The following is a 13,659-nucleotide window of genomic DNA, read 5'->3' as shown; positions in this document are numbered from 1 at the left end:
CCTCAGCTCTCGACGACAGCCAGGCCGCTGCCGTCGGCGTCCACATCGAACCGGACGGTGTCGCCGTCGATGATGTCGCCGGCCAGTATCCGCCGGGCCATGGCGTCCTCGATCGTGGTCTGCACCAGCCGCTTCAGCGGACGGGCGCCGTAGACCGGGTCGAAGCCGGTCAGCGCCAGCCAGTCCTTGCCGGCCTGGGTGACCTCGACGTGGATCCGCCGCTCGGCCAGCCGGGCGTTCAGCCCGCGCAGCTGGATGTCGACGATCTTGCTCAGTTCCTCGGTGCCGAGCGGGGTGAACATCACGATCTCGTCCAGCCGGTTCAGGAACTCGGGCTTGAACGCCTGCCGCACCACGCCCATCACGGCCTGCTCCTTGAGCTCCGGCTCGAGGCTGGGATCGGCCAGGTACTGCGAGCCGAGGTTGCTGGTCATGATCAGGATCACGTTGCGGAAGTCGACCGTGCGGCCCTGGCCGTCGGTGAGCCGTCCGTCGTCGAAGACCTGCAGCAGGATGTTGAACACCTCGGGGTGCGCCTTCTCGACCTCGTCGAGCAGGATCACCGAGTAGGGACGCCGGCGCACCGCCTCGGTGAGCTGGCCGCCCTCTTCGTAGCCGACGTAGCCGGGAGGGGCACCGACGAGTCGGGAGACCGAATGCTTCTCGCCGTACTCGCTCATGTCGATGCGCACCATCGAATGCTCGTCGTCGAACAGGAACTCGGCCAGCGATTTCGCCAGCTCGGTCTTGCCGACACCGGTCGGGCCGAGGAACAGGAACGATCCGGTGGGCCGGTTCGGGTCGGAGATGCCGGCCCGCGAGCGGCGGACGGCGTCCGAGACGGCGACGACGGCCTGGCGCTGGCCGATCAGCCGCTCGCCCAGCCGCTCCTCCATGGTGAGCAGCTTCTCGCTCTCACCCTGCAGCAGCTTGCCCACCGGGATGCCCGTCCAGGACGCCACCACCTCGGCGATGTCGGTGGCCGACACCTCGTCGCTGACCATCGGGGTGAGCCCCGACTCGTCCTTCTCGGCGGCGTCCATCTCGGCCTGCAGGCTGGGGATCTCGCCGTACAGGATCTCGGATGCCTTGGTCAGGTCACCCTCGCGCTGCGCCCGGTCGGCCGCGATCCGCAGCTCGTCGACCTTGGCCTTCAGCTCGCCGACCCGGTTCAGGCCGGATTTCTCCGCCTCCCAGCGGCCCTCCAGCCCGCGCAGCTCCTCCTTGGCGTCGGCCAGCTCGGCCTGCAGCCGCTGGTAGCGCTCGACCGAGGCCGGGTCGGTCTCCTTCTCGAGCGCGAAGCTCTGCATGGTCATCCGGTCGATGCTGCGGCGCAGCTGGTCGATCTCCTCGGGCGAGGAGTCGATCTCCATCCGCAGCCGGGACGCCGACTCGTCGATCAGGTCGATCGCCTTGTCGGGCAGCTGCCGGCTGGTGATGTACCGGTTCGACAACGACGCCGCTGCGACCAGCGCGCCGTCGGTGATCCGCACCTTGTGGTGCGCCTCGTAACGCTCGCGCAGCCCACGCAGGATGGCGATGGTGTCCTCCACGGACGGCTCGCCGACGAACACCTGCTGGAAGCGGCGCTCCAGCGCCGGATCCTTCTCGATCCGCTCGCGGTACTCGTCCAGCGTGGTGGCGCCGATCATCCGCAGTTCGCCGCGGGCCAGCATCGGCTTGAGCATGTTGCCGGCGTCCATCGAGGAATCGCCGGACGCCCCAGCGCCGACCACGGTGTGCAACTCGTCGATGAAGGTGATCACCTGGCCCTCGGCGTCGCGGATCTCGTTCAGCACGGCCTTCAGCCGCTCCTCGAACTCGCCGCGGTACTTGGCACCGGCCACCATCGACGCCAGGTCGAGGGAGACCACGCGGCGCCCCTTCAGCGAATCGGGGACGTCGCCGGCCACCACCCGCTGGGCCAGGCCTTCGACGACGGCGGTCTTGCCGACGCCGGGCTCGCCGATCAGCACCGGGTTGTTCTTGGTGCGCCGGGCCAGCACCTGCACCACCCGGCGGATCTCGGAGTCGCGTCCGATCACCGGGTCGAGCTTGCCCTCACGAGCGCGGGCGGTCAGGTCGACGGAGTACTTGTCGAGGGTGGATTCGCCGCCCTCCTGCTCGGCCGAGGTGATCCGCTTGTCGCCGCGGGCGTCGTTGAACGCCGTGGTCAGCTTCTTCGGCTCGGCGCCGAACTGCAGCAGGATCTTCTGGGCGTCGCTGACGATGGTGGCCAGCGCGATCATCAGGTGTTCGGTGGCGACGAATTCGTCGCCGAGCTGCTCGGCGCGGGTCTCGGCGTCGGCCAGCACCCGGGCGAAGCTGCCGGACAGACCCGGTTGGCTGACCGAGTTGCCGGACGCGCTGGGCAGCTTGGTGATCGCACCCTGGGCGGCAGCGTCAACCACCTTGGGGTCGGCTCCGACGGCGCTGAGCAGTGCGCCGACGGTGTTGTCGGGCACCATCAGCAGCGCGTGCAGCAGATGCACCGGTTCGGCACTGGGGTTGCCGTTGGTCAGCGCATTGCGGAGCGCGGCCGAGACCGCGTCCCGGCTCTTGGCGGTGAGTTTCGAAGTGTCCATATAAAGCGTGTCTCCTGAACGAAAACCAAAGTTGAGTCCACCTGACTCAACCATAGCGAGGACGACCCTATTCCTCACCTGATCGGCCACTTACCGCTGGTCGAGCTTGCCGAGCGCCTTGGCGGTTGCCCGTCATCCCGGGCTTGCCCCGGGATCTCGTCGCCGGGTGCGCGTGGGGAGATTCCGGCGTGCGCCGGGATGACGTGGGGCCCGCTGGTCGAGCTTGTCGAGACCCCCCTTCTGACGCCCGCCTGAGATCCCGGCGTCCGCCGGGATGACGGTGGGACCATCGCTCGGCGGTGATGGCCCGCGCCGGTACGAGCAGATAGGCTCACCGCGACCTCCAACGAAGGAATCGGGAATGCGGCAGCGCGAGTTCAACCTCGTCACCACCAGCAACAGCGAGATCGTCCTGCAAGTGCGCGCCCGCGGACGCCGCGTCCTGCGCAACCCGGTGGCGAATCGGGGCACCGCCTTCACCCACGAACAGCGGGCTGAGCTGGCACTCTCGGGCCTGCTGCCCAGCGAGGTCAGCACTCTCGACGAGCAGGTGCGGCGCACCTACGCGCAGTACAGTCGCTCGCCGTCCCCGCTGGCGAAGTACATCTACCTGTCGCAGTTGCGGGACCGCAACGAGGTGCTGTTCTACCGGGTGCTCAGCGAACATCTGGAAGAGATGCTGCCGATCGTCTACACCCCCACCATCGGTGAGGCGATCGAGCGGTTCAGCCACGAATACGTGGGCCAGCGCGGCCTGTTCCTGTCCATCGACCATCCCGAACTGGTCGAGCAGTCCCTGATCAACTACGAACTGGACGGCGACGACGTCGACCTGGTGGTGGTCACCGACTCCGAGGGCATCCTGGGCATCGGCGATCAGGGTATCGGCGGCATCCAGATCGCCCTGGGCAAGCTGGGCGTCTACACCGCCGCGGCCGGCATCCATCCGCGCCGGGCCGTCCCGATCGTGCTCGACGTCGGCACCGACAACCTGGGCCTGCTGCACAGCGGCGTCTATCTCGGCGAGCGGCACGCCCGGGTCCGGGGGCCGCGTTACGACGAGTTCATCGATGAGTTCGTGACCGCGGTCAAGCGCCAGTTCCCGCACGCGATGCTGCACTGGGAGGACTTCGGCGCCGGCAACGCGCACCGCATCCTGCACCGCTACAGCGACCAGGTGTGTACCTTCAACGACGACATCCAGGGCACCGCCGCGGTGGTGCTGGCGGCGGTGCTGGCCGCCGTCCGGCTGACCGGGGTGCCGCTGGCGCAGCACCGGGTGGTCATCTATGGGGCCGGGACGGCGGGCGTCGGGATCGCCGACATCATCCGCGAGTCGATGGTCCGCGCCGGACTCGACGCCGACGACTGTTACCAGCCGTTCTACGCCTTCAACCGCCGCGGGCTGATCGTCGAAGACAGCCGCGGCGTCCGGGACTTCCAGCGGCCCTACGCCCGCACCCGTGCCGAGGTGGACGGCTGGCAGGTCGCGAACCCCCACGCGATCACCCTGCAGGAGGTGGTCGAAGCGGCGCAGCCGACGATTCTGATCGGCACCTCGGCGCAGACCGGCGCATTCTCCCGTCCGGTGGTGACGGCGATGGCCGCCGGCTGCGAGCGGCCGATCATCCTGCCGCTGTCGAATCCCACCTCACGTTCGGAGGCCAACCCGGCCGATCTGCTGGAGTGGACCGACGGACGTGCGCTGATCGCGACCGGCAGCCCCTACGGCACCATCCGGCATGACGGCGTCTACCACACCATCGCGCAGGCCAACAACGCACTGATCTTCCCGGGGCTGGGGCTCGGCGTCTCGGTGGTGCGGGCACGGCGGGTCAGCGACGAGATGATCCATGCCGCCGCTGCCGCCCTGGCCGGACTGGTGAACGAGTACCGTCCGGGCGCCTCGCTGCTGCCGGCGATGAGCGACCTGCGGCTGGTGGCCGCGGCGGTCGCGCTCGCGGTGGCGCGGACCGCCGAGGAACAGGGCCTGGCCCGCACCCCGATGACCGACCCGATCAACGACATCTATCAGCGGATGTGGAAGCCGGAATACCCCCGGCTCGAGGTGCTGCCGGTCGAGGACGAGTAGACGGCTATCGTCTGCGCCGTGGAGGACGAGACGCGCCGGCTGCTGACCTGGGTGGACGCGCACGCCGTCCCGCCCCGTCACGACGAGGTCGAGCCCTGGCTGCTCGCCCAGGGTTGGACGCTGTGCGGTGAGGGCGACTGGGCGCGCGCCTACCGCTCCCCCACCGGACGGCTCGCGGCCCGGGTGAGTCCCTTCGACCCGGCCTGCGCATTCACCGTCGCCCTCTATCGGGAGGGAGCCGGGACCCGTTACCTGCCGCGGCTCGACGCGCACCGAAGCCTCGACGGGGGCGGCCAGTTGATGGTGATGGAACTGCTGGACGCCATGCCCGTCGACGAGGCGCAGCAGTGGCACCGGCGCCTGCATGATCCCGCGGCACACCGCGCCGACCCTGAGCTGGCTGCGGCCGCGGCGCTCATCGACGACGTCCATCGGCGGGCCGAGGCCGAACTGCCGTGGTGCGGTCCGCTGGACGACAATCCGGGCAACGTGATGCGTGACGCTGCCGGTCGGGCGAAGTTCGTGGATCTCTTCTACGTGCAGGGGCTGGTGCTGTACGACAAGGCGTTGACCGCACCGGTCGAGGTGGTCGCCGCCATCCCGGCCGGCCTGCGCCGGCACATGTTCGAGATCCCGGCGATCGGGCGGGAAGCCGGCCCTGACGAGGTGGCCCGGATGCGTGCGGCGATCGCGGCGGCCGACGACGGCACTACAGGTTGAGTCGTAGGACAGGTCCGCGCATCGACCGAGGTTCGAACAAGGTGACCTCGGCGGCATCGAGGGGTGTCAGAGTGCGGGCTCGGCGGTGATCAGCGGACGCAGCACGTCCTCGACCTCACCGGTGCTGAAGTGTTGCTGCAACGCCCCGTCGGTCAGCACGTTCACCAGTGCGCCGAAGAGCATCGACTGGTCCAGGCTCAGGTAGCGACGCGCCACCCGTCCGGACCGCACACCCACCGCATCGCAGAACCCGCCGGGACCGTAGCAGCGGAGTTCGCGTTCCAGCCGGCCGAGGCACTCACTGGCCTCATCGGGCTCGACCGCCAGCCCCAGCGCGGTGGCGTGCGGGGTGACGACACCGTCGCCCCAGCCCCGCGTCCGGCCCTCGCGGTACCCGGTGCGCTGCACGTCGCAGGGATAGCCCTTCGGGGACAGCGCGATCGGTTCCACGCCCCACTCGCTGTAGCCGCCGTCGGGAGTGCTGGCCGGCGAGAAGCCCCAGTAGCCGAATCCGGTCTCCTCGGTGCCGAAGATCCGCTGGGCCGCGACCGTGTTGGCATGACTGCGGCCGAACGAGACGGGCGCCCACGCCGCCTCGGGCACCAGCAGCGCGGGCATCAGGGCTTCGAACATCGAGCCGCCCCAGGTCGGTATCACCTCGAGGCCGCGGTAGTTGCGCCGCTCGCGGGGCAGCCGGGTGTAATGCTCCGGCGGAATGCGACCCGAGGCGATGCCGAGGTAGCTGGCGATGCGTGGCTCGCTCATCAGGTGCCCGTAGTGATGCCCGGTCGGACGGGTGCCGCCGTCGGCGTCCCACCAGTGACCGCCCCACAGCAGCATGGCGTCCGGGTCGTAGAAGAAGCCGAAATCCATCTGGGCGAGCAGCCGGGACGCGTCCGAGGCGAGTTCGGGCAGCGCGTTGCGCACCACCAGCAGCCCCGCTGCCAGCCAGCCGTTGTCGACGCTGGACAGGAATTGGTTGACCACCGATCCGTCCGGCAGCACGTCCAGCCGCTCGCCGGTCGCTTCGTCGTACCAGTTCGCGTACATACCGGACGGCTCGTGGCGCCGCATGCCGGCCAGTGAGGCCAGCACCGCACGGCAGCGATCCACCGCCTCGGCGGACGGGATCAAGCCGACGTCGCGCGCCCCGACGGTGCACCACAGCAGTCCGCCGATGTTGGTCGGCGAGGTGTACCGGGAGCGGGAGGCCGGTGCCAGGGCGGCGTCCAGGTGGTCTGCGGGCAGCCCGGTGGCCGGGTCGGTGAGCGCGTCCAGGCTGCGCCAGGTGTCGGACGCCCACCGCCGCCACGAAGTGGTCGTCATGCGTCCGGCTCCGGGCAGCCGCAGCTGCTGCGCAGCACCACCTCGCTGGGCACCACGACCTCGTCGATCTGGACCGACTCGCGGATGATCAGTTCGTGCAGGCGCTGCGCCGCCACCCGGCCCACCTCGCGGGCGGGTTGCCGCACGGTGGTCAGGTCCGTGTAGCGGGCCGCCATCACGTCGTCCCAGCCGGTGACGGCCACGTCGTCCGGCACCCGCACACCGCGCTTGCGCAGCTGACGGATCAGGCCCAGAGCGAGTTCGTCGTTGGCGCACACCAATGCCTGCACACCTGCCTCGGCCAGCACGGCATCGGCCACCGCGCCCAGATCGGCCGCACCGAACGACACCCGCAGCGGCGGGCCCGCCTCGAGCAGGCCGGCCGCACTCAGTGCGTCGGTGAATCCCCGGTAGCGGTGGGTGGCGTCGCGGGCCTGATCGGGATCGCCCACGAAACGGAGCCGACGGTGACCATGGTCGCGCAGCAGGTGGATGACAAGTTCCTCGGTGGCCCGCCGGTTCTCGACGTTCACTCCCACGCAGCCCTGTACCGGGTCGCTGTTGAGCAGCACCGTCGGCACCCGGCGGGCCACCTCGCGGACGACCTCCGCGGAGGTCGTGCCGTGGGCCAGCACCATGCCGTCCATCTTCGCGGCCAGGTCGAGCACCCGGTCGTCCACGTCGCAGATGCCCTCGGTCGAGATCAGCGACACGCTCTGGCCGAACTCGGGTGCACGCGACTCGTAACCGACCAGCAGCTCGGAGTAGTACGGCCCGCCGAGCGAGTAGAGCACCAAGCCGTGCTGCTCGAGGCGCAACGCCTGCGCCCGCCCGGCCCGCAGCGGCACGTAACCCAGTTCACGCACCGCGTCGAGCACCCGCGCTTTGGTGGCGGCCGAACTCGGCGTCGAACCCTGCAGCACCCGGGAAACCGTCGCGATCGACACCCCGGCATGCTCGGCCACCGTGTAGATGGTGACGGGCTGCTCCGCCTCGCGATTCACAGCCTCCAGACTACTGAACCAGCTCTCGACCGAGGCCGTTCCGCACGCTGTCACTCGCCCGCCGCCGCCGGCCGATCGAGGTCGGCGAAAGGGTTGGGAATGGCGTCGAGCAGCTTTCGGGTGTAGGCGTCCTGGGGGTCGCGGATCACCTGTAATGCCCGGCCCTGCTCGACCACCCGGCCGCCGGACAGCACGATCACCTCGTCGGCCAGCATCCGGGCGCTGAGCAGGTCGTGGGTGATGTACAGGATGCTCACGTCGCTGTCCTGCACCAGGTTGTGCAGCAGTTCCAGGATCTCGGCGCGGATCGACACGTCGAGCGACGAGATCGGCTCGTCGGCGACGATCAGTTCCGGGTTGCTGGCCAGCGCGCGGGCGATCACCACCCGCTGCCGCTGCCCGCCGGAGAGCTCGTAGGCGTACCGGTTGCGGAACCGGGACGCCGGGGTGAGCGCGACGATCTCGAGCAGTTCGTCGACCCGCTTGGTCAGTTCTGCGCCCGAGAGTCGGCCGAAGTTGCGCAGCGGACGGCTCAGGATGTAGCCGAGCGTCTTGGTCGGGTTGAGCGAGCTGTACGGATCCTGAAACACCATCTGGACGCGTTTGCGGTAGTCACGCAGGGCTCCCGAACGCATGCCGCCCACCTCGAGCGCCTCGCCGTCCAAGCTGTGGAAGGTGATCGTGCCTGAGGTCGGCTTCTCGACCCCGGTGATCATCCGGGCCAGGGTGCTCTTGCCCGAGCCCGACTGTCCCACCAGCGCCGTCACCGCGCCCCGGCGCAGGTCGAAGCTGACGTCGTCGATGGCGGTGAAGTCGGCGAACTTCATCCCGTTCCGGGTGCGGAACACCTTGCTGACGCCGTCGACGCTCACGAAAGCCTCCTGGGCCAGCGCCTGCTTGCTCTCGTCGTCGGACTTGACGAACTCCGGGCCGGCGAAGGCCGGTGACCGCGGCGGTACGGTCACGCCCGGCTCGGGGTGCGCCTGCAGCTGCGCCACATGACACGCCACTCGGGCACCGTCCAGCGGCAGCAGCTCGGGGTCGACGCTCAGGCACCGCTCGATGCGTTCCGGACATCGGGGTGCGAACCGGCAGCCGGTGAGCTCCGCGGAGAGATCCGGCGGCCGGCCCGGCACGTAGGTGATCCGGACTGTTTGCGCCCGCGGATCGCCGTAGCTGCCCATCAGGCCCTTCGAGTAGGGGTGCAGCGGGTTCCTCATCAGGTCGGCGGAGTCGTGCTCCTCGACGATCCGGCCCGCGTACATCACCAGGATCCGGTCGCTGAGGTCGAGCACGGTGCCCATGTCGTGGCTGATGAACAGCACCGCGAAGTGCTGCTCGGCCTGCAACGTGCGCACCGCTTCGAGGATGGAGCGCTGCACGACCACGTCCAGGCCGGTGGTCGGCTCGTCGAGCAGCACGAACCGGGGCTTGTTCGCCAGCGCGAGAGCCAGGTTGACCCGCTGCTTCATGCCCCCGGACAACTCGTGGGGGTAGGCGGTGATGAACTTCTCCTCGATCATCACCATGCCGAACAGCTGCTTCACCCGATCGACGACGGCGTCGCCGCGCAGGTCGGAGTGCAGTTCGATCGCGTCACGGAACTGGTCGATCACCCGCACCACCGGGTTGAGCGCGTTCATCGACGACTGGAACACCGTCGAGATGTCACGCCACCGGTAGGGCCTCAGTTCGTCCTCGTTCATCGTGACCAGGTCGCGGCCGTCGAAGGCGATGCTGCCGCCGCTGATCCGCGCCGGACGCTCCGTCAGCCTCAGCAGTGCGTTGGCCAGGGTCGACTTGCCCGAACCGGACTCGCCGATCAGGCCGACGAACTCGCCCTCGGCGATCGAGAACGACACGTCGTCGACGGCGGTCAGCGGACGATGCAGCTTGGGTTCGTAGCGAACGCTCAGATTGTTGACCTCGAGCAGAGCCATCTCAGCCGTCCTCTCGTAGGTGCGGATTGCTCAGCAGATCGATGCCGAAGTTCACGAAGGTGAAGGACGTGATCAGCACCGCCAGCGCGATGCCGGGCACGACCAGCCAGATCCACAACCCCTGCGCCAGCGCGCCCTGCTGATTGGCCTGGTAGAGCATCGTTCCCCAGGACACCGAACTGGTGTCGCCCAGGCCGAGGAACGACAGGCCGGCCTCGGCACCGACCGCGCCGGTGGCCGCCCCGAAGAATCCGGCCATGATCAGCGACGACATTCCGGGCATGATCTCGCGGAAGACGATCGTCCACGACCGCTCGCCCGAGAACTTCGCGGCGGTGACGAAATCACGGTTGCGCAGCGTGATGATCTGGGATCGCTTGGCCCGGGCCGCGCCGGCCCATGAGGTGATGGCGATCACGAAGATGGTGAACCAGATCGACCGGTCCTCGGTGTAGGCCATCAGGGTGATGATCAGCGGCAGGATCGGCACCACGAGAGCGACGTTGGTCAGGAACGACAGCACCTCATCGATCCAGGTGCCCTCGAAGTAGCCCGAGATCATGCCGATCACCAGCGCGATGGCGGTGGCGAACAGCCCGCCGAACAGGCCGACCAGCAGCGACACCCGGGTACCCCAGATCAGCTGCGAGGCGATGTCGCCACCGGAGGTGGTGGTGCCCAGCCAGTGCTCGGCGCTGGGTTCGAGCAGTGCCTCGAAGTCGGTGCGGGTGCCCTGGTACGGCGCGACCCACGGTGCGAACAGCGCGACCAGCACGTACAGCGACAAGATGACGACACCGACCTTGGCCTTGCGGTTGGCCCAGATGATCTGCCACCAGCGGGGGCCGGCGGCCTCCACGGCCTGGGCCTCGGCCTCGGCGAGTTCGGGCCCGCCGACCGGCAGGTCGGACGAGCTGGCCGGTTGCGTGACTCCGGTGCTCATGAGGTCACCTTCCTGGCCCGGGGATCGAGAATGCCGTACAGCACGTCGGCGATCAGGTTGGCCACCAGTACGCCGACGATGGTGAACAGCAGCAGGGCCTGCAGCAGTGGATAGTCCTTGTTGTCGATGGCCTGGGCGGTGAGCCGTCCGAGCCCCGGGTAGTCGAAGACCTGCTCGATCAGGATCTGGCCGCCGAGCATGCTGCCCAGGGCCAGGGCGAGGCCGGTGATGGAGGGAAGCAGTGCGTTGCGGGCGGCGTAGCGCAGGGCGATCTGCGCGTCCGGCACACCCTTGGCCCGGGCCAGCCTGACGTAGTCCTCACCCAGATTCATGATCATCGTGTTGCGCATGCCGAGGATCCAGCCGATCGGGCCGGTGATCAGCAGCACCGAGGCGGGCAGCACCGAGTGGTACAGGGCGTCGGCGAGGAACTCGCCGTTCCAGCCGGGGGTGCTGGCGTCGTACCCACCTGCCGTGGGGAACCAGCCCAGCACGTAGCCGAACGCGAACAGGATCAGCAGCGCCAGCCAGAACGACGGGAGTGTTCCGATGAACGTCGAGCCCAGCGTCACGAACGAGTCGAAGCGGCTGTTGCGTCGCCACGCGGCGAAGGCTCCGAGCAGGGTGCCCACCACGAAAGAGATGATCAGGGTGACGCCCACCAGCACCAGGGTCCACGGCAGCGCGACACCGATCACGGTCTTCACCTCGTAGGGGAAGTACGTGTACGAGATGCCGAAGTCACCGCGCGCCAGCGAGCCGAGGTAGTTCCAGTACTGGTCCCACAGGTTGGCGCCGGCCGGGTCGCCGAGCATGGCACGCAGGGCCTCGATCTTCGCCGGGTCGAGCTCGGCGTCCTTGCCCTGCAGCTTCTTGAACATGATCTCGGCGGGGTCTCCCGGCTGCAGCCGGGGAATGATGAAGTTCAGGGTCACCGCAGCCCACAAGGTGGCGATGAAGAACCCGATCCGCCTCAGGAAATAGCGCATCGTCGCGCTCCTTTCGGGCCGGCGCCCGTACGGCGCGGGGCATGACGGTGAGGAGGCGCGTCATGCCCCGCGAGCTCGGGGTGCGGCTACTTGGCCGACTTCAGGTGAGTCATGATCAGCAGCATGTCGCTGTTGGTCGCGTACGGATCGTCGGCGCTGGGCCAGCCGACCGCCTTGTCGGTGCGGTAGATCATCCGGGCCGGGGCGTAGATCAGCGAGGTCACCGGGTACTGGGTCATCATCGTGTCGACCAGCGAGCCGACCAGCTTCTTCTGCTCGGCGGGATCGGTCGACCCGGAGAGCTGGGCGATGGTGGCGTCGGTGGCCGGGTCGTTCCAGCGCTCGACGTTGCTCTGCACCTTCGTCTTGGTCGGAATCTGGTCGCTGGCCAGCTTGGAGCCGATGTTGCGGGCCACCTCACAGCCGCCGTGCAGGTATTCGAGCACCATGTCGAAGTCAGCGGACTTCTTCTGTGCCTCGACGTTGTCGGGTGCGCTCTTGACGGTCTTGGCGTCCAGGTGCAGCGCCTGCAGGTTGCGGACGATCACCTCGACGGTCGACTCGTAGTCGATCCACCCGGCCTGCACGGTGAACTTGATCTGCAGCGGCGAGCCGTCCGGATTGGTGCGCATGCCGTTCGCGCCCACCTTGTAGCCGGCGGCGTCCAGCAACTGTTCGGCCTTGGCGGTGTCGAAGGGCAGCACGGTGTCCTTCTTGGCGAACTCCTCGGGCATCAGGTTCTCGGCGTAGGGCAGCTTCAGGCCGGTCTGCGAGGCGGGCTTCATCACCCCGTAGGTGGCCTTGGTGCTGATCTCGTCCTTGTTCAGCCCCTGGCTGTAGGCCTCGCGGAATTTGACGTCGTTGAACGGCGCCTTGGTGAGGTTCGGCGTGAGCACGGTGGTGCCGGCCGGCGCGTACCAGAAGTGGTTCAGTGTCGGGTTCTTGTCGACGAACGCCACCTGGGGGTTCGGAATCTCGCCCCAGTAGGCGTCCAGTCCGCCGGCGTTGAGCTTCAGTGCGGCCTGGGTGGCGTCGTAGTTGCCCTCGAGCACCAGCTTCTGGACCTTCACCTTGTCGGCCTGCCAATAGTCGGCGCGGCGCTCGAGCACCAGCTTGCGGCCGTTGTAGGAGCCGACGGTGAAGGGGCCGGTGCCGACCGGGTCCTTGTCGATGTACTTGACCGGGTCGTCGATCTTCTCCCAGACGTGCTTGGGCAGGATCTTGACGCCGATGATCGAGTCAAATTTGGCGGCGGCGTTGCCGCTGAAGGTGATCGTCACGTCGTTGCCGACGACCGTGACATCGGCGGCCTTCTTGCCGAAGGTGTCGTTCCAGATGCCGGCGGTGTCGAGCGCGGAGAATCGCTTGCCCAGTTCGAGGCTGAACTTGACGTCATCGGGAGTGAGCGGCTGGCCGTCGCTCCATTTCACGCCCTCGCGGATGGTGAAAGTGAGCTTGGTCGCGCCCTCCCACTTGAAGCCGGTGGCCAGCCACGGCGTCATCTGGCAGTTCAACGAGTTGCGGATCATCAGCGGCTCGTAGAAGTACACCTTGGTCAGCGCATTGGGCGAGAACGGGTTGTAGTTGACCAGGCCGCCCACGTTCTCAGCCACCTCTGCGGGCATGGTGACCTGGTCGATCATCGCGTCGGTGCCGGCGGTACCGCCCGCGGAGGGTGCCGGCTGGTTCTGGTTGGTCTGGATGCGTCCGGAGCAGGCCGTCAGGACCAGCATGCCCGTGGCGGCCAGCGCGGTCAGCCCCACCGGGCTGAACGGATGAGACCGTGTGGTTCGTCGCGTCATCGGGATCTCCTCACATGTTCTATTTCGACACGATAAGCAGGCCCCGAGCATCGGTCAATGACTTTTGGCAATGTAAGTACTTTCATGGCGAACATTCGCTCCGGCAGCGCTATTTACAGCTATTTACATGCCTTTTCGGGTGTTGTCGCCGCGGGCGGCGGTGATAGACAGAGTCAATGACCGCGAGCGCTGTAGGAGCTGGGGCAAGCACCGCCACGCACACTCCGTGGGGTGGTCTGAGCCGCCTCGACCTCGATG

The 13,659-nt window shown here is 68.1% G+C and carries 9 protein-coding genes; 2 read left to right on the top strand and 7 right to left on the bottom strand.

What is annotated here, in order from left to right:
• Positions 1 to 2 precede the first annotated feature (2 nt).
• A complete protein-coding gene (gene clpB / locus Q0066_RS16180; protein ID WP_298134863.1) occupies positions 3 to 2,585 on the bottom strand; it encodes an ATP-dependent chaperone ClpB in 2,583 nt (860 codons plus the stop codon).
• 361 nt (positions 2,586 to 2,946) lie between these two features.
• On the opposite strand from clpB, the gene Q0066_RS16175 reads away from it, so the two are divergent.
• Both Q0066_RS16175 and Q0066_RS16170 read left to right on the top strand, forming a co-directional pair.
• Entirely contained in the window at positions 2,947 to 4,677 is a 1,731-nt protein-coding gene (locus Q0066_RS16175; protein WP_298134861.1) for an NAD-dependent malic enzyme, read from the top strand.
• 18 nt (positions 4,678 to 4,695) lie between these two features.
• The gene (locus Q0066_RS16170; protein ID WP_298134860.1) at positions 4,696 to 5,397 is read left to right on the top strand and encodes a hypothetical protein; all 702 of its coding nucleotides are present in this window, start codon (positions 4,696 to 4,698) and stop codon (positions 5,395 to 5,397) included.
• Positions 5,398 to 5,463: 66 nt separating this feature from the next.
• Here the strand turns inward: Q0066_RS16170 and Q0066_RS16165 are convergent, their stop codons facing one another.
• The 6 genes from Q0066_RS16165 to Q0066_RS16140 form a co-directional block, all read right to left on the bottom strand.
• Positions 5,464 to 6,723, bottom strand: coding sequence for a glucoamylase family protein (locus Q0066_RS16165; RefSeq protein WP_298134858.1), 1,260 nt, complete (start codon positions 6,721 to 6,723; stop codon positions 5,464 to 5,466).
• Positions 6,720 to 7,727 (bottom strand): LacI family DNA-binding transcriptional regulator, encoded by a 1,008-nt coding sequence (locus Q0066_RS16160; RefSeq protein ID WP_298134857.1) that lies wholly within the window; start codon positions 7,725 to 7,727, stop codon positions 6,720 to 6,722. Before Q0066_RS16160 ends, Q0066_RS16165 begins: the two co-directional genes overlap by 4 nt.
• Before the next feature lie 50 nt (positions 7,728 to 7,777).
• Positions 7,778 to 9,667, bottom strand: a complete 1,890-nt coding sequence (locus Q0066_RS16155) for an ABC transporter ATP-binding protein (RefSeq protein ID WP_298134855.1) — start codon at positions 9,665 to 9,667, stop codon at positions 7,778 to 7,780.
• Between the two features lies 1 nt (position 9,668).
• The gene (locus Q0066_RS16150; protein ID WP_298134853.1) at positions 9,669 to 10,610 is read right to left on the bottom strand and encodes an ABC transporter permease; all 942 of its coding nucleotides are present in this window, start codon (positions 10,608 to 10,610) and stop codon (positions 9,669 to 9,671) included.
• Positions 10,607 to 11,599: an ABC transporter permease gene (locus Q0066_RS16145; protein ID WP_298134851.1), complete on the bottom strand. Its 993-nt coding sequence runs from the start codon at positions 11,597 to 11,599 to the stop codon at positions 10,607 to 10,609. The genes Q0066_RS16150 and Q0066_RS16145 overlap by 4 nt, the downstream gene beginning before the upstream one ends.
• Before the next feature lie 86 nt (positions 11,600 to 11,685).
• On the bottom strand, positions 11,686 to 13,401 hold the full coding sequence (locus Q0066_RS16140; RefSeq protein ID WP_298134849.1) for an ABC transporter substrate-binding protein: 1,716 nt from the start codon (positions 13,399 to 13,401) through the stop codon (positions 11,686 to 11,688).
• Positions 13,402 to 13,659 lie beyond the last annotated feature (258 nt).

Origin of the sequence: Micropruina sp. (genome assembly GCF_027492755.1) — a bacterium.
Lineage (GTDB): Bacteria > Actinomycetota > Actinomycetes > Propionibacteriales > Propionibacteriaceae > Micropruina.
The sequence above is the reverse complement of the archived record's forward strand: the minus strand, read 5'-3'. Positions and strand labels throughout refer to the sequence as shown.

What these genes read in the sequence shown, in the direction of transcription:
- clpB (WP_298134863.1), bottom strand. Translation starts at nt 2,585, where the DNA reads ATGGACACTTCGAAACTCACCGCCAAGAGCCGGGACGCGGTCTCGGCC.
- Q0066_RS16175 (WP_298134861.1), top strand. Translation starts at nt 2,947, where the DNA reads ATGCGGCAGCGCGAGTTCAACCTCGTCACCACCAGCAACAGCGAGATC.
- Q0066_RS16165 (WP_298134858.1), bottom strand. Translation starts at nt 6,723, where the DNA reads ATGACGACCACTTCGTGGCGGCGGTGGGCGTCCGACACCTGGCGCAGC.
- Q0066_RS16155 (WP_298134855.1), bottom strand. Translation starts at nt 9,667, where the DNA reads ATGGCTCTGCTCGAGGTCAACAATCTGAGCGTTCGCTACGAACCCAAG.
- Q0066_RS16150 (WP_298134853.1), bottom strand. Translation starts at nt 10,610, where the DNA reads ATGAGCACCGGAGTCACGCAACCGGCCAGCTCGTCCGACCTGCCGGTC.
- Q0066_RS16145 (WP_298134851.1), bottom strand. Translation starts at nt 11,599, where the DNA reads ATGCGCTATTTCCTGAGGCGGATCGGGTTCTTCATCGCCACCTTGTGG.
- Q0066_RS16140 (WP_298134849.1), bottom strand. Translation starts at nt 13,401, where the DNA reads ATGACGCGACGAACCACACGGTCTCATCCGTTCAGCCCGGTGGGGCTG.